The 20,884-nt window shown below is 38.2% G+C and carries 20 protein-coding genes, 1 rRNA gene and 1 riboswitch; of the genes, 19 read left to right on the top strand and 2 right to left on the bottom strand.

Annotated features, from left to right (window positions below; translation table 11 throughout):
- Nucleotides 1-48: 48 nt before the first annotated feature.
- From rrf to purD, 15 genes are all read left to right on the top strand, one after another.
- Nucleotides 49-165: ribosomal RNA gene (rrf, locus tag NSQ89_RS00005) — 5S ribosomal RNA — on the top strand.
- A 249-nt stretch (nt 166-414) separates the two neighbouring features.
- Complete coding sequence (locus tag NSQ89_RS00010) at nt 415-960, top strand: DUF2179 domain-containing protein (RefSeq protein ID WP_047944723.1); 546 nt, start codon at nt 415-417, stop codon at nt 958-960.
- Nucleotides 953-1,150: an NETI motif-containing protein gene (locus NSQ89_RS00015; protein ID WP_047944722.1), complete on the top strand. Its 198-nt coding sequence runs from the start codon at nt 953-955 to the stop codon at nt 1,148-1,150. Before NSQ89_RS00010 ends, NSQ89_RS00015 begins: the two co-directional genes overlap by 8 nt.
- Nucleotides 1,151-1,260: 110 nt before the next feature.
- Nucleotides 1,261-1,362: riboswitch (purine riboswitch) on the top strand.
- A 123-nt stretch (nt 1,363-1,485) separates the two neighbouring features.
- A complete protein-coding gene (gene purE, locus NSQ89_RS00020; protein ID WP_061801301.1) occupies nt 1,486-1,974 on the top strand; it encodes a 5-(carboxyamino)imidazole ribonucleotide mutase in 489 nt (162 codons plus the stop codon).
- A complete protein-coding gene (gene purK / locus NSQ89_RS00025) occupies nt 1,961-3,115 on the top strand; it encodes a 5-(carboxyamino)imidazole ribonucleotide synthase (RefSeq protein WP_341132049.1) in 1,155 nt (384 codons plus the stop codon). The genes purE and purK overlap by 14 nt, the downstream gene beginning before the upstream one ends.
- A gap of 3 nt (nt 3,116-3,118) precedes the next feature.
- Nucleotides 3,119-4,411 carry an adenylosuccinate lyase gene (gene purB / locus NSQ89_RS00030; RefSeq protein ID WP_047944719.1) on the top strand — a complete coding sequence of 431 codons (1,293 nt, stop codon included), beginning with the start codon at nt 3,119-3,121 and terminating at the stop codon, nt 4,409-4,411.
- Between the two features lie 136 nt (nt 4,412-4,547).
- Nucleotides 4,548-5,267 (top strand): phosphoribosylaminoimidazolesuccinocarboxamide synthase, encoded by a 720-nt coding sequence (purC, locus tag NSQ89_RS00035; protein WP_341132050.1) that lies wholly within the window; start codon nt 4,548-4,550, stop codon nt 5,265-5,267.
- A complete protein-coding gene (gene purS / locus NSQ89_RS00040; protein ID WP_047944717.1) occupies nt 5,260-5,514 on the top strand; it encodes a phosphoribosylformylglycinamidine synthase subunit PurS in 255 nt (84 codons plus the stop codon). Before purC ends, purS begins: the two co-directional genes overlap by 8 nt.
- A complete protein-coding gene (gene purQ / locus NSQ89_RS00045) occupies nt 5,511-6,197 on the top strand; it encodes a phosphoribosylformylglycinamidine synthase subunit PurQ (protein ID WP_341132051.1) in 687 nt (228 codons plus the stop codon). The genes purS and purQ overlap by 4 nt, the downstream gene beginning before the upstream one ends.
- Nucleotides 6,181-8,397 carry a phosphoribosylformylglycinamidine synthase subunit PurL gene (purL, locus tag NSQ89_RS00050; RefSeq protein ID WP_047944714.1) on the top strand — a complete coding sequence of 739 codons (2,217 nt, stop codon included), beginning with the start codon at nt 6,181-6,183 and terminating at the stop codon, nt 8,395-8,397. Before purQ ends, purL begins: the two co-directional genes overlap by 17 nt.
- Nucleotides 8,382-9,794 (top strand): amidophosphoribosyltransferase, encoded by a 1,413-nt coding sequence (gene purF, locus NSQ89_RS00055; RefSeq protein ID WP_047944712.1) that lies wholly within the window; start codon nt 8,382-8,384, stop codon nt 9,792-9,794. Before purL ends, purF begins: the two co-directional genes overlap by 16 nt.
- Before the next feature lie 79 nt (nt 9,795-9,873).
- Nucleotides 9,874-10,905, top strand: coding sequence for a phosphoribosylformylglycinamidine cyclo-ligase (purM, locus tag NSQ89_RS00060; protein ID WP_047944711.1), 1,032 nt, complete (start codon nt 9,874-9,876; stop codon nt 10,903-10,905).
- 16 nt (nt 10,906-10,921) lie between these two features.
- Nucleotides 10,922-11,503, top strand: a complete 582-nt coding sequence (gene purN / locus NSQ89_RS00065) for a phosphoribosylglycinamide formyltransferase (protein ID WP_047944710.1) — start codon at nt 10,922-10,924, stop codon at nt 11,501-11,503.
- Nucleotides 11,504-11,546: 43 nt separating this feature from the next.
- A complete protein-coding gene (gene purH / locus NSQ89_RS00070; protein ID WP_047944709.1) occupies nt 11,547-13,082 on the top strand; it encodes a bifunctional phosphoribosylaminoimidazolecarboxamide formyltransferase/IMP cyclohydrolase in 1,536 nt (511 codons plus the stop codon).
- Nucleotides 13,083-13,111: 29 nt separating this feature from the next.
- On the top strand, nt 13,112-14,368 hold the full coding sequence (gene purD / locus NSQ89_RS00075; RefSeq protein ID WP_341132052.1) for a phosphoribosylamine--glycine ligase: 1,257 nt from the start codon (nt 13,112-13,114) through the stop codon (nt 14,366-14,368).
- A gap of 209 nt (nt 14,369-14,577) precedes the next feature.
- Here purD and NSQ89_RS00080 read toward each other — a convergent pair whose 3' ends face one another.
- Together NSQ89_RS00080 and NSQ89_RS00085 are read right to left on the bottom strand one after the other, a co-directional pair.
- Entirely contained in the window at nt 14,578-15,462 is an 885-nt protein-coding gene (locus NSQ89_RS00080; RefSeq protein WP_341132053.1) for an SDR family oxidoreductase, read from the bottom strand.
- Between the two features lie 114 nt (nt 15,463-15,576).
- Complete coding sequence (locus tag NSQ89_RS00085; RefSeq protein WP_082138451.1) at nt 15,577-15,951, bottom strand: YgaP-like transmembrane domain; 375 nt, start codon at nt 15,949-15,951, stop codon at nt 15,577-15,579.
- A 174-nt stretch (nt 15,952-16,125) separates the two neighbouring features.
- On the opposite strand from NSQ89_RS00085, the gene NSQ89_RS00090 reads away from it, so the two are divergent.
- The 4 genes from NSQ89_RS00090 to NSQ89_RS00105 all read left to right on the top strand — a co-directional run bounded on the left by NSQ89_RS00090 (nt 16,126) and on the right by NSQ89_RS00105 (nt 20,864).
- Nucleotides 16,126-17,871, top strand: coding sequence for an adenine deaminase C-terminal domain-containing protein (locus NSQ89_RS00090; protein ID WP_047944705.1), 1,746 nt, complete (start codon nt 16,126-16,128; stop codon nt 17,869-17,871).
- 134 nt (nt 17,872-18,005) lie between these two features.
- Nucleotides 18,006-19,049: a DUF3048 domain-containing protein gene (locus tag NSQ89_RS00095; RefSeq protein ID WP_061801299.1), complete on the top strand. Its 1,044-nt coding sequence runs from the start codon at nt 18,006-18,008 to the stop codon at nt 19,047-19,049.
- A 55-nt stretch (nt 19,050-19,104) separates the two neighbouring features.
- Nucleotides 19,105-19,419: a YerC/YecD family TrpR-related protein gene (locus tag NSQ89_RS00100; RefSeq protein ID WP_047944701.1), complete on the top strand. Its 315-nt coding sequence runs from the start codon at nt 19,105-19,107 to the stop codon at nt 19,417-19,419.
- Nucleotides 19,420-20,171: 752 nt separating this feature from the next.
- Nucleotides 20,172-20,864 carry a heptaprenylglyceryl phosphate synthase gene (locus NSQ89_RS00105; RefSeq protein WP_047944699.1) on the top strand — a complete coding sequence of 231 codons (693 nt, stop codon included), beginning with the start codon at nt 20,172-20,174 and terminating at the stop codon, nt 20,862-20,864.
- The last annotated feature ends 20 nt before the right edge of the window (nt 20,865-20,884 follow it).

Below are 20,884 nucleotides of genomic sequence, written 5' to 3' on the forward strand. Positions count from 1 at the left end.
TTTTACTTCATAATCTAGTTTTGAGGGAATAACCTCACAAATAAATAGTCTGGTGGCGATAGCGAGAAGGTCACACCCGTTCCCATACCGAACACGGAAGTTAAGCTTCTCAGCGCCGATGGTAGTTGGGGGTTCTCCCCCTGTGAGAGTAGGACGTCGCCAGGCACTAAAAGACCTAAAAGCAATATGCTTTTAGGTCTTTTTTTCTATACTAAATATTATTTGAATTATAAATCTGATTTTAGGGATTAATTTAGATAGGAAATAAAAAAATCCTACTTTCTACTATAATATATTAATTTTTCTGATTTATCTGTCTTCTAGATGTGGATGTAAGATTGTTTACTTCTCTCTAATTAGGTAATTATAAGTATAATATAGGAATTATTAATACATCTGGGAGTGAGAAAGTACATGCTTGAAAATAGTGTTACAATGATATTGATTATTCTTGTAATTAATATTGTTTATGTTTCTTTTTTTACGATACGAATGATTTTAACTTTAAAGGGACAAAGATACTTAGCTGCCTTCATCAGTATGATTGAGGTAGTCATTTATGTTATTGGATTAGGGCTGGTTTTAGATAATTTAGATCAAATTCAAAACTTGCTTGCCTACGCTATTGGTTATGGAATAGGAGTCATTGTAGGGATGAAGATCGAGGAAAAACTGGCTTTAGGATATATAACAGTAAATGTTATTACAAAGGAATATGATCGAGATTTGCCGAAGTCCTTAAGAACACAGGGATATGGAGTAACAACGTGGACTGCACAAGGATTAGAAGGCGACCGTATGGCTTTGCAGATATTGACTCCTCGAAAATATGAATTAAAATTATATCAAACAATTAAAGAATTAGACCCAAAGGCATTTATAATTGCATATGAGCCTAAAACAATTTATGGCGGGTTCTGGGTGAAAAGTGTTAAGAAAGGAAAGTTATTTAATGAGTAAGAAAAAAAGATTTGAAGTGCAAACAAATGAGTCGATTGATGACTGTTTAGACAGAATGAAACAGGAAGGCTATATGCCAATAAAGCGGATGGAAAAGCCTGTTTTTAAAGAAGTAAAGGTAAATGGTCAAATGTCTTATGAGCCTGTGTCACAGCAAATAATCTTTGAAGCTATCCAGTTAGAAGGTTAAATCACGAACAATAGAAATAAAACTATATTAATTGTTCGACATTTAGTGTTGACAATATATAAATATGCTTGTTAAGATGGTATAGTGTTAACTAACAGATAAACGAATTAATTGTTTAATTAAATAGCCCTCATATAATAATGGGAATATGGCCCATGAGTTTCTACCCGGTAACCGTAAAATACTGGACTATGAGGGAAAGTGAATGAAAAAGAGCTGAAAAAAGTAGAAACCTACTTTATTCAGGTTTATTTAAGCTCTGGACAGAACTTTCTCTCTTTTAGTGAAGAAGTTTTCTGTCTAGGGCTTTTTAAATAGGAATCAGGGGGGAGAGCATGACCGCATCAGTTGGTATTATCATGGGGAGTAAATCAGATTGGGAAACAATGAAGCATGCTTGCAGCATATTAGATCAACTGGAAGTAGATTACGAGAAAAAGGTAGTCTCTGCTCATCGTACTCCTGACTTAATGTTTCAATATGCCGAAAGCGCGAGAGATAGAGGAATTAAAGTAATTATTGCTGGTGCAGGAGGAGCAGCACATCTTCCAGGGATGGTTGCAGCTAAGACAACTTTGCCTGTTATAGGAGTTCCTGTTCAATCAAGAGCTTTAAATGGGCTGGATTCATTATTGTCAATTGTACAAATGCCTGGAGGAGTTCCTGTAGCTACTGTAGCAATTGGAAAAGCTGGGGCAACTAATGCAGGACTTCTTGCAGCCCAAATCCTTGGTGCTTCAGATTTAGAATTAGCAGAAAGACTTTTTTCCATGAGAGAAAGAACAAAAAAAGAAGTGATGGAAAGTAGTGATGAGCTTGTCTAATCGAGTAATCTTACCAGGGCAGACGATTGGCATTATAGGTGGCGGTCAGTTAGGGCGGATGATGGCAATTGCGGCAAAAGCACAAGGGTTTAGAATTGCTGTATTAGATCCGACTGAAGACTCTCCTTGTGGGCAGATAGCTGATTATAAAATAGTAGATGCTTATGATAGTCTATCTGCTATTAAGAAGCTGGCAGAGATTAGTGATGTTATTACGTATGAATTTGAAAATATAGATGCGGTTTGTCTCAAATGGCTAACCAATAATGCGTATGTTCCTCAGGGTTCAGCTTTATTAGAAATAACGCAAGACCGGGTAAAGGAAAAAAAGGCAATCGAACAGGCTGATATTAATATAGCTCCATATGTTGTGGTAGAGAAAGCAAGGGATATTTATAATGGATTAGCAGAATTAGGCTATCCAGCTGTTTTAAAAACGGCTCGTGGAGGTTATGATGGAAAAGGCCAATATGTTATTAAAGAAAGCAGTCAAATAGCAGAAGCGGAAAAGCTTTTGAACAATGGAGTCTGTGTATTAGAAAAATGGATTTCTTTTAATAAGGAAATATCAGTTATTATCACTAGAAGTGGAAAGGGAGAAGCTACTGTTTTTCCAGTTAGTGAAAATATTCATCTTAATAATATTTTGCATGAATCAATTGTTCCAGCTCGCATTAGTGACTTAGCAAAGGACTTAGCGATAGAAAAGGCAAGTAAGCTTGCTGAAAATTTAGATTTAGTAGGAACATTAGCAGTAGAAATGTTTCTGACAGAGGATGAAGAGATTTATATTAATGAGTTGGCTCCTAGACCACATAACTCTGGGCATTATACAATTGAGGCATGCGAGACTTCACAGTTTGAGCAGCATATCCGTGCGGTGTGCAATTGGCCGTTAGCAAGCACTAGATTATTAAGACCTGCTGTTATGGTTAATATTCTCGGTCAGCACCAAGGAAAGGTAATCGAACAAATTCCTGAGTTACAGGATTGGAAGATTCATCTTTATGGAAAACAGGATCCTAAAGAAAATAGAAAGATGGGGCATGCTACTTTGCTTCGTTCTTCTGTTGAAATGGCTTTGGATGAAATCGAGAATACGCACATATGGAAGGTACAGAAAGAAAAAATCGGAGGATAAACAATGATTGATCGTTACACAAGACCCGAAATGGGAAACATTTGGACAGAGGAAAATCGCTTTAAAGCATGGTTAGAGGTAGAAATTTTAGCATGTGAGGCTTGGGTAAAGCTTGGTGAGATTCCAGAAGAGGATGTAAAAAAAATCCGTGAAAATGCTTCTTTTGATATCGAGCGTATTAAAGAAATAGAAATGGATACAAGACATGATGTTGTAGCATTTACTAGAGCTGTATCGGAAACGCTTGGAGAAGAACGAAAATGGGTGCATTATGGTTTAACTTCTACAGATGTTGTAGATACAGCACTTTCCTACTTAATTAAACAAGCAAATGAAATTTTGTTAAAAGACATAGAGAACTTTATTGAAATTCTGAAGAATAAAGCACAAGAGCATAAATACACCGTTATGATGGGGCGTACACATGGGGTGCATGCAGAACCAACTACTTTTGGTTTAAAGCTTGCTTTATGGCATGAGGAAATGAAACGTAACCTTGAGAGATTTAAGGCAGCTGCTGAAGGAATTGAATATGGCAAAATTTCTGGTGCAGTTGGAACTTATGCAAATATTGATCCTTTTGTAGAACAATATGTATGTAAAGAATTGGGGATTAAGCCAGCTCCGATTTCTACGCAAACATTACAGCGTGATCGTCATGCGGATTATATGTCAACACTAGCATTAATCGCTACATCTATTGAAAAATTTGCAGTGGAAATTCGTGGACTGCAAAAAAGTGAAACTAGAGAAGTGGAAGAGTTTTTCGCCAAAGGACAAAAAGGTTCCTCGGCTATGCCGCATAAGCGTAACCCAATTGGTTCAGAAAACATGGCAGGTCTTGCTCGTGTTATACGTGGCTATATGCTGACTGCCTATGAAAATGTTCCTCTATGGCATGAAAGAGATATTTCTCATTCATCTGCAGAGCGAATCATTATTCCTGATGCAACAATTGCCTTAAATTATATGTTAAATCGTTTTGGCAATATCGTGAAAAATTTAACTGTATTCCCAGAGAATATGAAACGTAATATGGATCGTACGCTTGGCTTAATTTACTCACAACGAGTATTACTTGCTCTAATTGATAAGGGGCTTACAAGAGAAGAGGCGTATGATACTGTACAGCCTAGAGCAATGGAATCATGGGAAAAGCAAGTACCGTTCCGTGAGCTGGTGGATAATGATGCAGTCATTTCTTCTAAGTTAACAAAAGAAGAGATTGATGATTGTTTTGATTATCACTTCCATATTAAACATGTTGATACGATTTTTGATCGTCTTGGCCTATAAAAAAATAAGAGCTGTCACATAAAATGACAGCTCTACTATAAATTATGAAAACAGAATATACCGAATTTTGAGTAAGGAATTACAAGTTAGAATTTTTCGTTTTATCCCTAATTTTTTTGATAAGGAGACTCTTCAAATGGAAAAGAGAGCTTTATTGTATGAAGGAAAAGCAAAAAGAGTGTATGAAACTTCGGATGAGAATATAGTTTGGCTGGAATATAAGGATTCCGCTACTGCCTTTAATGGAGAGAAGAAAGCAACTATTACAGGCAAAGGTCGATTAAATAATGAGATTACTAGTTTATTATTCTTAAAGTTAAAAGACTTTGGTATTCCATCGCATTTCGTGAAAAAATTGTCAGAAACAGAACAGCTTGTGAAAAAAGTAGACATTATTCCGTTAGAAGTAGTTGTTCGAAATTTAGCAGCAGGCAGTTTTTCAAAAAGATTAGGAATAAAAGAGGGGATTTCGTTATCAAAACCGCTAGTTGAGTTTTACTACAAAGATGATGCATTAGGTGACCCCATGATTACGGAGGACCATATCGAAGAATTAAAGCTTGCCTCAACGGAGGAAGTTGACATTTTAAAGAAGAAGGCATTGGAAGTAAATGAAGTATTATGCAGGTTTTTTGGAGAATTGGGAATTAACCTAGTTGATTTTAAATTAGAATTTGGCAAAGACAAAGAGGGAAATGTTCTTCTTGCTGATGAAATTTCGCCAGATACATGCCGCCTTTGGGATAAAGAAACAAATGCGAAATTAGATAAAGATGTATTTCGCCGCGATTTAGGAAATTTAACAGATGCATATGAAAATATTTTAGCGAGACTAGGGGGAAGTCAATATGTTTAAGGTTAAAGTATATATCACATTAAGAGAAAGTGTATTAGATCCACAAGGAAATGCGGTAAAAGGATCCCTACATTCATTAAATTATAAACAAGTAGAAGATGTCCGTATCGGGAAGTACTTAGAATTAACGATTGATAAATCAGAACGAAATATCGATGAACTAGTGAAGGAAATGTGCGAAAAGTTACTTGCTAATACTGTGATTGAAGATTACCGCTATGAGGTGGAGGAGGTTGTTGCACAGTGAAGTTTGCAGTAATCGTATTTCCAGGGTCCAATTGTGATGTTGATATGTTCCATGCGGTGAAAGATGAGCTTGGGGAAGAAGTAGAATACGTATGGCATGATACAGGCAGCTTAGAAGGCTTTGATGGAATTTTGCTGCCTGGGGGATTCTCATATGGTGACTATCTTCGTACAGGAGCAATTGCAAGATTCAGTAATGTAATGAAAGAAGTAGTGAAAGCAGCAGAAGCAGGCAAACCAGTTCTCGGTGTATGTAATGGATTCCAAATATTATTAGAAGCAGGTTTACTGCCTGGCGCAATGCGAAGAAATGAAAGCTTAAAGTTTATCTGTAAGCCAGTTGAACTGCAAGTAGTGAATAATCGTACAATGTTTTCTTCTGAATATGATGTAAATGAAGTAATCACAGTACCAATTGCGCATGGAGAAGGGAATTACTACTGTGATGAAAAAACATTAGCAAACTTAAAAGCAAACAACCAAATTGTCTTTACTTATAATGGTACAAATCCAAACGGAAGTTTAGAAAATATTGCGGGAATCACAAATGAAAAAGGAAATGTCCTTGGCATGATGCCACATCCAGAAAGAGCGGTAGATGAGCTATTAGGTGGAGCAGATGGTCTGAAAATATTTAAATCAATCGTTAGTCAGTGGAGGGAAGCAAATGTCGTTAATGCTTGAACCAAGTCCAGAACAAATTAAATCAGAAGAAATTTACAAACAAATGGGTGTGACGGATGAAGAGTTTGCGATGGTAGAAGGAATTCTTGGCCGTCTTCCTAACTATACGGAGATTGGGTTATTTTCTGTTATGTGGTCAGAACATTGCAGTTATAAAAATTCGAAGCCAGTATTAAGAAAATTCCCAACTACAGGATCTCAAGTGTTACAAGGGCCTGGCGAGGGTGCAGGAATTGTAGATATTGGCGATGGTCAAGCGGTTGCGTTTAAAATCGAGAGTCACAACCATCCATCTGCTATAGAACCATATCAAGGTGCTGCAACAGGCGTAGGTGGAATTATCCGTGATGTCTTCTCCATGGGAGCAAGACCAATTGCTATTCTTAACTCTTTACGCTTCGGTGAATTAGATAATGAACGGACAAAATATCTTTTTAGAGAAGTAGTTGCTGGAATTGCTGGCTATGGTAACTGTATAGGGATTCCAACAGTTGGTGGAGAAATTGCATTTGATGATTCCTATGCTGGAAATCCTCTTGTAAATGCGATGTGTGTTGGTTTAATTAATCATGAGGATATTAAAAAAGGCCAAGCGCATGGTGTCGGGAATACGGTGATGTATGTTGGAGCCAAAACAGGACGTGACGGTATTCATGGTGCGACATTTGCATCTGAGGAATTAACAGAGAACTCAGATGAAAAGCGTCCAGCAGTACAAGTTGGGGATCCATTTATGGAAAAGCTTCTTCTTGAAGCATGTCTTGAACTGATTCAATCAGATGCATTAGTTGGTATTCAGGATATGGGTGCTGCAGGACTGGCAAGCTCTAGTGCAGAAATGGCGAGTAAAGCCGGCTCTGGTATTGAAATGAATTTAGATTTAGTACCACAGCGTGAGACAGGAATGACTGCTTATGAAATGATGCTTTCTGAATCACAAGAACGTATGTTGATTGTCGTAAAAAAAGGAAGAGAACAAGAAATTAAAGATCTTTTCCATAAATATGATTTAGAAGCAGTAGCAATTGGTGTTGTAACAGATGATAAAATGCTTCGTCTTCTTCATAAAGGAGAAATAGTAGCAAATGTTCCTGCAGATGCTTTAGCAGAGGATGCTCCTGTCTATCATAAGCCATCTAGTGAACCAACATATTATCGCGAGTTCCAAGCAATGGAAAACTATATTCCTACCGTAAATAACTATGGAGAAACACTTCTTAATCTGTTAAAACAGCCTACAATTGCAAGCAAAGAGTGGGTTTATAATCAATATGACTATATGGTTCGTACGAATACAGTAGTGGCGCCAGGTTCTGATGCAGCTGTAGTACGTATTCGCGGAACGAAAAAGGCATTAGCGATGACAACGGACTGTAATGCAAGATATTTATACTTAGATCCAGAAACAGGCGGCAAGATTGCAGTAGCAGAAGCAGCACGTAATATTGTTTGTTCTGGGGCAGAACCACTTGCCATTACAGATAACTTAAATTTTGGAAATCCAGAGAAACCAGAGATTTTCTGGCAAATTGAAAAAGCGGCAGATGGAATCAGTGAAGCTTGCTTAGCTTTGAATGCACCAGTAATCGGCGGGAATGTCTCTTTATATAATGAAACAAATGGAACAGCTATCTATCCTACTCCTGTCATTGGCATGGTCGGATTAATAAAGGATACGAAAGACATTACTACACAAAGCTTTAAATCTGCTGGTGACTTAATTTATGTGCTCGGGGAAACAAAAGCAGAGTTTGGCGGAAGTGAGCTGCAAAAAATGCTTGAAGGAACTATTTCTGGCAAGGCACCTTCCTTAGATTTAGAGCTTGAAAAAACGTATCAGCAAGCAGTGCTGGAGGCAATTCGTGCAGGCGTTGTAGAATCTGCTCACGATTTAGCTGAAGGCGGGTTAGCAGTTGCTGTTGCGGAAAGCTTAATCAGCTCAAAAGGCTTAGGAGCAAAAGTAAATGTTACAGAAGATGCTGTAACAGCACTTTTTAGTGAATCACAATCACGTTTCTTGCTTTCAATTAAACCAGAAAACAAAGAGACTTTTGAAAAATTAGTTCCTGCTACACTAGTAGGAGAAGTTACAGATACAGCCGTTCTTACCATTAGCCAAGGGGAAACTATTCTAGTAAATGAGCAGGTTGATTCATTAACGAACGCCTGGAGAGGAGCAATTCCATGCTTGCTGAAATAAGAGGGTTAAATGAGGAATGTGGCATTTTTGGTGTCTGGGGACATGAGGATGCATCTCAATTGGCATATTATGGACTGCATAGCTTACAGCATCGTGGTCAAGAAGGCACTGGCATTGTAGCAACAGATGGTGAAAAATTAAAGGGAATCAAGGGAGAGGGATTAGTCTCTGAAATTTTCACGCAAGAAGCAATAAAAGAATTAAGTGGAAAAGCAGCAATAGGTCATGTGCGTTATGCAACAGCAGGAGGAGGAGGCTATGAAAATGTCCAGCCTCTTCTGTTCCACTTCCAAAGCGGAAGTATGGCACTTGCTCACAACGGAAACCTAGTAAATGCGACAGCTTTAAAAAGCCAGCTAGAAGCACAAGGAAGTATTTTTCAAACAAGCTCTGATACAGAGGTGCTTGCACATTTAATTAGAAGAGGCGGCTTTGCGGCTTTTAAGGAAAGAGTGAAAAATGCACTGACAATGATTAAAGGTGCCTATGCTTTTCTTATTTTAACGGAAACAGAATTAATGGTTGCCTTAGATCCAAATGGAATGCGTCCTCTTTCTTTAGGGAAATTAGGAGATGCTTATGTTGTTGCGTCTGAAACATGCGCCTTTGATGTCGTAGGAGCAGAGTTTGTTCGTGATATTTTGCCGGGAGAACTGTTGATCATTGATGACAATGGCTTTCGTTCAGAGATGTTTTCTGTCGCATCTAATATTGCAATGTGTACAATGGAGTATGTTTATTTTTCCAGACCTGATAGCAACATCAATGGGATCAATGTCCATACTGCGCGTAAAAATCTTGGGAAAAGATTAGCAATCGAAGCACCAATTGAAGCAGATGTAGTAACGGGAGTACCTGATTCTAGTATTTCTGCAGCAATCGGATATGCGGAAGCAACAGGAATACCGTACGAGCTTGGACTGATTAAAAATCGCTATGTTGGCAGAACATTTATTCAACCTTCGCAATCCCTTCGCGAGCAAGGTGTCAAGATGAAGCTTTCGGCTGTTCGGGGAGTGGTAGAAGGGAAAAGAGTAATAATGGTGGATGATTCTATTGTACGTGGTACAACAAGTAGACGTATTGTAACGATGCTAAGAGAAGCAGGAGCAACAGAAGTGCATGTATTAATCAGCTCTCCACCAATTAAAAATCCTTGTTTCTATGGAATTGATACATCTACTAAAGAAGAGCTAATAGCATCGAAATATTCCGTTGAAGAACTTCGTGAAATAATTGGTGCTGATTCTCTTATCTTCTTAAGCACAGAAGGAATGATTGATGCGATTGGCCGTACAGATGATGGAGAAAATAGAGGGCATTGTTTAGCTTGCTTTACTGGCAAGTACCCAACTGAAATTTATCCGAACGCTGATCATCCATATGAAAAAGTGTAACAATAACGGTAAATAAAAGAAAAGCGGCATGCGATGATGTCGCTTTTCCATTGAATTATCACAATTTAGGAGGCATAAAATGGCTGAGGCTTATAAACAAGCAGGCGTTAATATAGAAGCAGGCTATGAGGCAGTAACAAGAATGAAGAAGCATGTGAAGAAAACGATTCGCCCAGGCGTTCTGGGGGGATTAGGCGGATTTGGCGGCATGTTTGATTTATCTGTTCTAAATTTACAAAACCCCGTTTTGGTATCGGGGACAGATGGGGTAGGAACAAAGTTAATGCTTGCTTTTATGCTGGATAAGCACGATACGATTGGAATTGATGCTGTGGCAATGTGCGTAAATGATATCGTCGTCCAAGGGGCAGAACCAATCTATTTCCTTGACTATATTGCTTGTGGAAAAGCTGAGCCTAGTAAAATCGAGGCCATTGTCAAAGGAATTGCAGACGGTTGTGAGCAAGCCGGATGTGCGTTGGTTGGCGGAGAAACAGCTGAAATGCCGGGCATGTATGAGGAAGAAGAATATGATCTAGCAGGATTTGCTGTGGGAGCTTGTGAAAAAGAAAAAATTGTAACAGGTGAAAAAATCCAGGCAGGGGATGTCTTGATTGGTCTTGCTTCTAACGGTATTCATAGCAATGGCTATTCTCTAGTGCGAAAATTATTTTTCGAACAAGCGAATATGTCTTTATCTGATTATATCGAGGAATTCGGCTGTACATTAGGAGAAGAGTTAATCAAGCCGACTAGAATTTATGTAAAGCCCGTTCTTTCTGCTCTAAAAGAATTTGAAATTAAAGGTCTCGCTCATATTACTGGGGGAGGATTTATCGAAAATATTCCAAGAATGCTTCCAGATGGTTTGGGAATGGAATTGGACGAAGCTAATTGGGAAGTACCTGCTGTTTTTGAAAAAATGGAGAAAATTGGCGAAATCGATCGTAAAGAGATGTATAACATCTTTAATATGGGAACGGGAATGGTTCTTGCTGTAAGCAATGAGGACGAAGAACAGATCATTGATCACTTTACTCGAATAGGAGAAAAGGCGTATACAATTGGAAGAGTAACAGACGACGGGGAAATAAATATCATCCTCAAATAAAGGCGGAGGAATGTATATGAAGCGGATTGCTGTTTTTGCTTCTGGTAATGGATCTAACTTTCAGGCAATAATAAATGCAGTGAAACGAGGCGAATTAAATGCCTCTATTACTCTATTAGTTTCAGATAAACCAGGAGCTTATGTGATTGATAGAGCGATGAAAGAAGAAATTCCCACCTTTGTTTTTGCAGCGAAGAATTATCCAGAAAAAGCGGAGTATGAAAAAGAAATTTTAATGCATTTAGATAAGAATAAAATTGATTTAATTGTTCTTGCAGGATATATGAGATTAGTAGGCGACACACTTTTACAAGCTTATGCAGGAAAAATAATCAATATTCATCCATCTCTTCTGCCATCTTTCCCAGGCAAGGATGCCATAGGACAAGCAATAGAGGCAGGGGTCGAGCAAACGGGCATTACGATTCATTATGTGGATGCAGGAATGGATACCGGTCCCGTTATTGCGCAAGAATCCATTACCTTAACTGAAGAAGATACTAGGGAAAGCGTGCAAGAAAAAATCCAGGCGTTAGAGCACCAGTTATATCCAAAGGTAATTCAACAATTGCTCCATAAAGCAGAAGCATTTCATTAATAAGTACGTAATCAACAGGCATGAAATATCAGGAGGAATAATAATGAAAAAAAGAGCGTTAATTAGTGTTTCTGATAAAACAGGTATTACAGATTTTGCAAAAGAGCTTCATGAATTAGGTTTTGAGTTAATTTCGACAGGCGGAACAAAAAAGGCAATTCAAGATAGTGGGATTCCTGTAATGAGTGTTAGTGAAGTCACTGGCTTTCCTGAAATCCTAGAAGGTAGAGTGAAAACTTTAAATCCTTATATTCATGGAGGATTGCTTGCTAAATTCGATGAGCCTAGTCATGCTGCTCAATTAGAAGAGCATAAGATTGATCCAATTCAACTTGTATGTGTTAATTTATATCCTTTTCAACAAACGATTGCGAAGCCGGATGTAACAGTAGAAGATGCAATTGAAAATATTGATATTGGCGGACCAACAATGCTTCGTGCCTCGGCAAAAAATCATCAGTATGTAACAGTAGTGGTTGATCCTGTTGATTATCAAACGGTTATTTCGGAATTAAAGCAGAAAGCAGAAGTATCGTTTGAAACGAGACGCAGACTTGCAGCAAAGGTGTTCCGTCATACAGCTGCTTATGATGCGATGATTGCAGAATATATGACAGAGCTTACGGAAGAGGAAACACCAGAGAAATTAACGGTTACATATGAACTAAAACAATCTTTACGCTATGGAGAAAATCCACATCAAAAGGCAGCCTTTTACCGCAAGCCTTTAGGATCTGAATTTTCGATTGCAAATGCAACGCAACTGCACGGAAAAGAGCTGTCTTACAATAATATCAATGATGCAGATGCTGCTATCCAAATTGTAAAAGAATTTACAGATCCTGCTGCAGTTGCGATTAAACATAGTAATCCTTGTGGAGTTGGGACAGGCGAAGATATTTTCACAGCTTTTTCTAAAGCATATGAAGCAGATCCAGTCTCTATTTTTGGCGGGATTATTGCATTAAATAGAGAAGTAGATGCAGAGACAGCTAGGAAACTGCATGAAATTTTCTTAGAAATAGTAATTGCTCCTTCGTATTCCCAAGAAGCATTAGATATTTTACAAGCAAAGAAAAATATCCGTTTATTAACGATTCCTTTTGGAACAGGGAGCAGCAAAGAAATGAAATTCACTTCGATTGAGGGTGGATTATTAACACAAGATTTTGATCGCTATTCTCTAGAGGATGCTACCATCACCATTCCTACAGACAAGAAGCCTACAGACGAAGAGTGGGAAGCGCTGAAATTCGGATGGAAAATTGTGAAGCACGTTAAGTCAAATGCCATTGTAGTAAATAACAAAGAAATGACGCTAGGTGTCGGTGCAGGGCAAATGAATCGTGTTGGTTCTGCAAAAATTGCTTTAGAGCAAGCAGGAGAAAAAGCAGTAGGGGCAGTATTAGCATCAGATGCATTTTTCCCGATGGATGACACGGTTGAAGCGGCTGCAAAAGCGGGAGTAACAGCAATTATTCAAACAGGTGGAAGTATTCGTGACGAAGATTCCATCAAAAAAGCCAATGAATACGGAATTGCAATGGTATTAACAGGAGTAAGACATTTCAAACATTAATATCTTGAAAGCTTGGGGGATATAAAAGAATGAAAGTACTTGTTATTGGCCGCGGTGGTCGGGAGCATGCGATTTGTACAAAAGTAAGCGAAAGTGAAAAAGTTGAAACAGTTTTTGTAGCGCCAGGAAATGTAGGAATGACTGATGTGGCAGAGCGTGTTGCAATAGAAGAAACAGAGGTCGAAAAACTGGTTGATTTTGCACTTACGCAAAAGATTGATTTAACCATTGTCGGCCCAGAAGTACCGTTACTTCTGGGTGTAGTAGATGCATTTCAAGCAGCTGGCTTAAAAGTATTTGGTCCGAATCAACGTGCCGCAGAAATAGAAGGAAGCAAATCTTTTGCAAAAGATTTAATGAAGAAATATCAAATTCCAACAGGGGAATACCAAACCTTTTCGGATTATGAGGCGGCGAAAGCATATATTGAGGAAATGGGTGCACCAATTGTTATTAAAGCAGACGGATTAGCAGCAGGAAAAGGTGTAACCGTGGCTATGAACCTGGAAGAGGCACTAGAAAGCATCCAGGAAATGCTTGTTGGTGAAAAATTCGGAAGTGCATCTTCAACAGTCGTTATTGAAGAGTTTTTAGCCGGAGAAGAATTTTCTTTAATGTCCTTTGTGAATGGAGAAACTGTGATTCCGTTAGAAATTGCGCAAGATCATAAACGTGCTTTTGACGGAGATAAAGGGCCAAATACAGGGGGGATGGGGGCTTATTCTCCTGTTCCACATATTGATCCGGCAATCGTGCAAACTGCCATTGAAACAATAGTCAAACCAACTGCAAAAGCAATGATAGCAGAAGACAGAACGTTTACAGGTATTTTATACGCTGGCTTAATTGCAACAGATAAAGGTCCCAAAGTAATTGAGTTTAACGCAAGACTAGGGGACCCAGAAACACAAGTTATCTTGCCACGTATGAAGTCCGATTTAGTGGAAGTCATTTTATCTATTTTAAATGGAGAAACTCCATCGATTGAATGGTATGAAGAGGATATGCTAGGAGTAGTCATTGCGGCAAAAGGCTATCCAGGGGCATATGAAAAAGGTGCGGTTATCCAAGGATTAGATAAAATGGAGGATGTCTCTATTTTTCATGCAGGAACCGACCTAAGTGAAACTGGTGCATTTACCACGAATGGCGGACGTGTTTTGTTAGTTGCTGCTAAGAGCCGTACATTAAAAGCGGCACAGGATAAAGTATATAAGGAACTAGAGAAATTAGAAAGCGATGGTATTTTTTATCGAAAAGACATTGGCTTTAAAGCAATAAAATAAGAAGAAAACCCTGTATGCGAACTTTGTTGATTGCATATGGGGATTTTTTGTTATTTTAGTATGTTAATTGGATAACATACGTATATATAGTGAAAGGCAATAGAGAAAGGCTCTCTGTGCCCGGAAGCAGAAAAAGAAGGCTAAAAGGAAAAGAGGAAGCTCCTCTTAGTCCATTAACATAGGCAATGAAAGAACTTCCACTTTAAAATTTATGCTAATTCAATTCCGCCTGTTATACCGTATATTTGTGCGGTAACATAGCTAGATTCATCGGATGCTAAGAAAACATAAATACTAGATAGTTCGACTGGTTGTCCTGCTCGTTTTAATGGAGCTTGCTGACCGAACGTTGGGATGGCTTCACTTGGCTGTCCGCCTGTAATTTGTAAGGCAGTCCAAATTGGGCCTGGAGCAACGGAGTTTACCCGGATTCCTTTAGATGCTAATTGCTTGGCAAGTCCACGAGTAAAGCCATTGATAGCAAATTTAGATGGAGCATAATCTAGTAAATTTGGGCTAGGGTTATAGCCTTGAACAGACGTAGTTGTGATAATAGAAGCTCCCTTTGGTAAGTATGGAAGTGCTGCTTTCACTACCCAATAGAGAGAGAATACATTTACTTCGAAAGTTTTTCGTAGCTGCTCTGTAGAAAGTTCCATAATATCATCAATTGCTTGTTGTTTACCTGCAACTAAAGCTAATACATCGAGTCCACCAAGCTCATTATAGGCTTTGTCCACTAAGTCTTTACAGAAACTTTCATCACTTAAATCTCCAGGTATAAGAACAGCTTTTTGCCCTGCTGCTTCGACTAGCTTTTGTACTTCATCAGCATCTTCTTGTTCTTCTGGAAGGTAGTTAATCGCTACATCTGCACCTTCACGAGCATAAGCGATGGCAGCTGCACGCCCAATTCCAGAATCGCCACCGGTAACTAATATTTTTCGATTCTTTAATTTACCAGATCCTTGATAGCTAGTTTCTCCACAGTCAGGTTGGGGGTCCATTTTAGCTTGGACACCAGGAGGCTCCTGATATTGTTTTGGAAAGTTATCGTTATAGTATAGATCCAGTGGATTTTTCGGATTTGTCATTTGATCAGCTCCTTCGTTCATTTCTGTTATGCATTTACCACATCCAAGTAATCCTAAACCTATAATCAGTAAGAGATAAAGGCTATCCAATCTCTTGGATAGCCCATGTAGTGATTATTTTTTCATATCATCTGGGGAAAATATTTTCTCTGGACTAAATTGTTCCATCATCTCAGCAACTTCCTTAGATGACGAAGCAGATTTAGTGGTTTTACTATTACCAGATGAAGGTATATTGGAACCTTTACTTTTAGAATGGCTGTGCTCGGATTTTGGCATAATTGCATCCTTTTTCTCATAAAGAGCAACAATTGGACAATAACGAACAATCCCTTCTGCAATTTTCATTCCAGCAAGTAGAGCAATAAGTAAATAAGATTGTTTATAAGGCTTCTTGGCCATTTTTGCTGTGCTCCATGCGAGAAATGTAAAGCCGCAAGTAATTCGAATAAGCGCGTTAATCAAACTTATATTTTGTTTTGGATTCATAAGTTTCGTTCCTCCTACATAAATTTAACAAAACGGTAATATGAATTGTTACTTTATATGGTAAAATAATGTTAATCTTAGGAAATTCCATACAATTTCTTCATCAAATAAATAAAGAAAAATTGTTACATTTTTTTATATACAGGTTACAGATATGAAAAGGGAGGAAGCGTAGTGTTAGCTCAACGATATCGATGGAAAAACAAAGTTTTGCGTGACCATGTATCCATTTTGAATGGTGAAAAATCCCCTTCAATCGTTTTAAAGAATGCAACTTATTTAAATCAGGTCTTACGAAAGTGGTTTCTTGCTAATATATGGATATATCAAGATAGAATTATTTATGTGGGCAACGATATGCCCAAACAAATAGATCGAGCAGAAATTGTTGATTGCACTAATCTTTTTTTAGTTCCAGGGTACATTGAACCACATGCGCATCCTTTTCAAATTTATAATCCCCTAACATTAGCCCGATATACATCACAATTTGGAACAACGACACATATAAATGATAACTTAGTATTGGCTATGCAGTTAGAAAAAAAGAAAGCGTTTACTTTTTTGAACTTTATGAATGATATTCCTTCCACCATATTATGGTGGGGCAGGTATGATGCTCAAACAGAGTTACAAGAGGAAGAACTGGTATTTTCTCATGGGAATGTAAAAAGTTGGCTGGAGCATGAGGCAGTTATTCAAGGTGGAGAGCTAACGGGATGGCCGAGGCTTCTCGATGGTGACGATATGATGCTTCATTGGATGCAGGAGACGAAGAGATTAAGAAAAAGAATTGAGGGACATTTTCCAGGAGCATCGGAGAAAACACTGGCCAAATTGATGTTGCTCGGAGTGGATAGTGATCATGAAGCAATGACAGGGAAAGAAGTGTTAAATCGTTTGCTCCAAGGATACAAAGTTAGTCTTCGTTATTCGTCTATTCGCCCAGATTTACCGAAATTATTAAAGGAAATAAAAGAATTGGGAATTGAACATTATGATTATTTTATGTTAACAACAGATGGATCTCCTTCTTCCTTTTATGAAAATGGTCATATTGATCAGCTTATTCGGATTGCGATGAATCATGGCGTACCAGTAATAGATGCCTATAATATGGCAACCATTAATATCGCTAAATATCATGGAATGGAACATTTGCATGGGAATATTGCAACTGGAAGAGTCGCAAATATCAACTTTCTGAAGGATAAAAAAAATCCAACTCCTGTTTCTGTATTAGCCAAAGGAATTTGGGTGAAAAAAGATGGCAAAGAAATGAAAGAGGCGTATCCTCCTGTTGATTGGAAACAGTTTGATTTAAGTCCATTAGATATAAAGTGGAATGTAAATAGTCTTGATATGCAATTTTCGATGCCGTTTGGAATAAGCTTGGAAAATGCCGTCATTACAAAGCCATATTCCATTTCCATTAATGTTTCTGATACTATTCTGACAGAGGAACATGATGAATGTTATTTCATGTTGATTGACCGAGAAGGAGAATGGCGAATCAATACTTTATTAAAGGGCTTCTCCAATAGAATTGGAGGAATGGCTAGTTCTTATACAGGTGATGGAGATATTGTGTTATTAGGAAAAAGTCAAAAAGATATGATAACCGCATTTGAACGATTAAAAGAAATAGGCGGAGGGATTGTCTTAGTGAAAGACGGCAAGATTGATATAGAAATTCCTTTGCCATTAAGAGGGATGATGGCTTCCATGCCGATGGAAGAATTAATTGAAAAAGAAAAAGAACTATTCGAATATATAAAGGACAGAGGTTATCGTTATGAGGACCCAATTTATACAATTGTATTTTTTACCTCCACTCATTTACCATATATTCGAATAACCCAAAAAGGTTTATATGATGTAATGAATAAAACTGTACTCTTTCCAGCGATAATGCGTTAAAATATAAAAGAGTCCTGTTGTTTAATTAGAATATTCTGATATATTTAGTGGATAAAGTTCTATTCTCTTATAAGCAGAGTAGTTATATAGTCACAAACATTCCCATTGCACCGATAACAAAATAGGAGGGGACTATGAAAAAAAGGTGGATTGTTTCTCTAATTCTGCTTTTTATCTTAACAGCCTGCAATAGTGAACCGAAAGATGTAGGAAAACATAATGGTAATCAGACCAGCAATGGAGCGAAGGATGAAGAGGGGATAACAGATCTTTCCACTTTGTATCCACTATCTGGGCTGCCAAGTAACACAGAAAGTACGAATCGTGCAGTTTCTGTTATGATTAATAATCATCCTAAAGCGAGACCTCAAACAGGACTGACAGAAGCAGATATTGTGTATGAAGTATTAGCAGAAGGAGAAGTTACCCGATTTCTAGCGATTTTTCAAAGTTCAAACCCTAAGCTTATTGGCCCTGTCCGTAGTTCCCGAGACTATTATATCGAGCTAGCAAAGGGTTATAATAGTTTATATATTGCTCATGGATATAGTCCAGAAGCAAAAAAACTACTTACAAACGGTTATATTGATAATTTAAATGGGATGGAGTATGATGGCACCCTCTTTAAAAGGTCCCCTGACCGAGTTGCACCTCATAATTCTTACATAAGCTTTGCTAATATTGAGAAGGGGGCAAATGCAAAGAATTATTCACTTAAGGGGGCACCAGAACCTTTGTTATTTTTAAATACAAAGGGGTTAGAGGAAATCGAGGGAGAAGAGTCAAGTTCGATTAGCATTAATTATGGGGAAAATCCAAACTATAATTCACAGTTTTTATATGATCAGGATGTCCAGAAATATATTCGTTTTTCAGATGGAGAACAAACAATAGATAATGAGACTAAGGCATCTGTTGCGGTAGATAATGTTTTTATTATTGAAACCAGTCATAAGGTTGTTGATAATAAAGGAAGGAAAGACATTGATTTACTATCTGGCGGCAATGCATATTTGTTACAGCATGGAAGATGGCAGGAAGTAAATTGGAAAAATATAAACGGGCGAATTCTCCCATTTAAAGAAGATAAACAAGTTGGACTCGTACCAGGAAAGACATGGATAAATATTATTCCTTCTACCCCAGGCCTAAAGAGTGCTGTTACGTTGAAAAAATGATTAAATAGTTTTTTAATCCATGGAGTAATTCATTAAGGAAAAAATGGAGGTTCCTATGCAAATAGATAAATTAAGAGGAAGAGAGTTGGATCAATTATTTGAGTCCATTCTCTCCCTAGAGAGTTTAGAAGAATGCTATCAGTTTTTTGATGATTTATGCACAGTGAATGAAATTCAATCACTGTCGCAGCGGTTAGAAGTTGCAAGGATGCTTCGAGAGGGCAATACTTATCATACAATTGAAAAAGAAACAGGTGCAAGTACCGCAACTATATCTCGTGTAAAACGATGCTTAAATTATGGTAACGACGCGTATGAATTAGCATTATCACGAATTAAGAAAGACGAACAGACCGAAACGGAAGAATAGGATAAAGGGGTGTCCCAAAAAAGATGAAGTCTAACGATTTTCTCTTTTCGGACAACCCCTTTTTTATTTTGAAAGAATAAACTTTCTTACTTGCTTTGTGAATCATGAAACAATTGCTTTGCCGATTTCGTCCAATAGTAAAAGTACTATAAATTCTAACCGGGTGCCCTGCGCTTTTCTTGAATGTCTAGCTCCGGCGCCTACCGCCTAGCAAACTTCAGGACACCTCCCTACGATAAGTCAACATCGGTTCACTGACGTTCGCTGTGTTTCCTATATCTCAGTCGATGCCCCTCCAGTTTGTACGGCGGTAAGCAAGGCGCCTGCGCTTTTCTAATTGTCTAGCTTCGGGCACCCAGGAGCTGCTGGGCTTCGCGCCCTTTCCCTACGATAAGTCAACATCGGTTCACTGACGTTCGCCGTGTTTCCTATATTTCAGTCGATGCCCCTCCAGTTTGTACAGCGGTAAGCAAGGCGCCTGCGCTTTTCTAATTGTCTAGCTTCGGGCACCCAGGAGCTGCTGGGCTTCGCGCCCTTTCCCTACGATAAGTCAACATCGGTTCACTGACGTTCACCGTGTTTCCTATATCTCAGGAAAGGTCACTCCATCCCACACGCTCCTAACCGGGTGCCCTGCGCTTTTCTTGTCACTAAGAAAAATTTACAAGAAATTATACGGTAGGATTTCTTTTTTGATGGAATATCTAATGCTATAATGAAATGATGTAATGGTTAGAATGGAGGAAGTTTGCATGTATGATGTGCGCGAATGGCGTCATGTATTTAAATTAGACCCAAATAAGGAAATTTCAGATGAAGCATTAGAAAGTTTATGCGAATCTGGTACAGATGCAATCATCATTGGTGGAACAGATGGGATTACGTTAGATAATGTATTGAATCTCATGGCTCGTGTCCGTCGCTATACAGTTCCTTGTATATTAGAAGTGTCAACAATAGATTCGGTTTCACCCGGATTTGATTTATATTTTATTCCTACTGTTTTAAATAGCAGTGATACAAAATGGATAACTGGTCTTCATCATGAAGCAGTGAAGGAATACGGAGAACTAATGGATTGGGATGAATTTCTCATTCAAGGCTATTGTGTTTTAAACGAAGATTGTAAAGCTGCGAAATTAACGAGTGCAAAAACAAATTTATCAGAAGAAGATATTGCAGCCTATGCTTTAATGGCAGAGAAGATGTTTCATTTGCCTATTTTTTATATGGAATACAGCGGGAGTTATGGAGACCCTTCGTTTGTAAAAGCGGCTAAAAGTCAATTGAACGAGACGGTCCTGTTTTACGGTGGAGGAATTGAGACAGTAGAACAGGCAGAGGAAATGGGAAGATATGCTGATGTCATTGTAGTCGGAAACGTTATTTATAAAGACCTATCAGCCGCATTAAACACAGTTGAAATGAAAAAGAGCAAGCATTGAATAAACAATAAAGCTAGGTT

The sequence above is a fragment of the Niallia sp. FSL R7-0648 genome (assembly GCF_038007005.1).
In the GTDB taxonomy this organism is placed as follows: Bacteria; Bacillota; Bacilli; order Bacillales; family Cytobacillaceae; genus Niallia; species Niallia circulans.

Excerpts from the sequence above, each read along its gene's own strand:
- NSQ89_RS00010 (WP_047944723.1), top strand. The coding sequence starts at position 415 with ATGCTTGAAAATAGTGTTACAATGATATTGATTATTCTTGTAATTAAT.
- NSQ89_RS00015 (WP_047944722.1), top strand. The coding sequence starts at position 953 with ATGAGTAAGAAAAAAAGATTTGAAGTGCAAACAAATGAGTCGATTGAT.
- purE (WP_061801301.1), top strand. The coding sequence starts at position 1,486 with ATGACCGCATCAGTTGGTATTATCATGGGGAGTAAATCAGATTGGGAA.
- purK (WP_341132049.1), top strand. The coding sequence starts at position 1,961 with ATGAGCTTGTCTAATCGAGTAATCTTACCAGGGCAGACGATTGGCATT.
- purB (WP_047944719.1), top strand. The coding sequence starts at position 3,119 with ATGATTGATCGTTACACAAGACCCGAAATGGGAAACATTTGGACAGAG.
- purC (WP_341132050.1), top strand. The coding sequence starts at position 4,548 with ATGGAAAAGAGAGCTTTATTGTATGAAGGAAAAGCAAAAAGAGTGTAT.
- purS (WP_047944717.1), top strand. The coding sequence starts at position 5,260 with ATGTTTAAGGTTAAAGTATATATCACATTAAGAGAAAGTGTATTAGAT.
- purL (WP_047944714.1), top strand. The coding sequence starts at position 6,181 with ATGTCGTTAATGCTTGAACCAAGTCCAGAACAAATTAAATCAGAAGAA.
- purF (WP_047944712.1), top strand. The coding sequence starts at position 8,382 with ATGCTTGCTGAAATAAGAGGGTTAAATGAGGAATGTGGCATTTTTGGT.
- purM (WP_047944711.1), top strand. The coding sequence starts at position 9,874 with ATGGCTGAGGCTTATAAACAAGCAGGCGTTAATATAGAAGCAGGCTAT.
- purN (WP_047944710.1), top strand. The coding sequence starts at position 10,922 with ATGAAGCGGATTGCTGTTTTTGCTTCTGGTAATGGATCTAACTTTCAG.
- purH (WP_047944709.1), top strand. The coding sequence starts at position 11,547 with ATGAAAAAAAGAGCGTTAATTAGTGTTTCTGATAAAACAGGTATTACA.
- purD (WP_341132052.1), top strand. The coding sequence starts at position 13,112 with ATGAAAGTACTTGTTATTGGCCGCGGTGGTCGGGAGCATGCGATTTGT.
- NSQ89_RS00080 (WP_341132053.1), bottom strand. The coding sequence starts at position 15,462 with ATGACAAATCCGAAAAATCCACTGGATCTATACTATAACGATAACTTT.
- NSQ89_RS00085 (WP_082138451.1), bottom strand. The coding sequence starts at position 15,951 with ATGAATCCAAAACAAAATATAAGTTTGATTAACGCGCTTATTCGAATT.
- NSQ89_RS00095 (WP_061801299.1), top strand. The coding sequence starts at position 18,006 with ATGAAAAAAAGGTGGATTGTTTCTCTAATTCTGCTTTTTATCTTAACA.
- NSQ89_RS00100 (WP_047944701.1), top strand. The coding sequence starts at position 19,105 with ATGCAAATAGATAAATTAAGAGGAAGAGAGTTGGATCAATTATTTGAG.
- NSQ89_RS00105 (WP_047944699.1), top strand. The coding sequence starts at position 20,172 with ATGTATGATGTGCGCGAATGGCGTCATGTATTTAAATTAGACCCAAAT.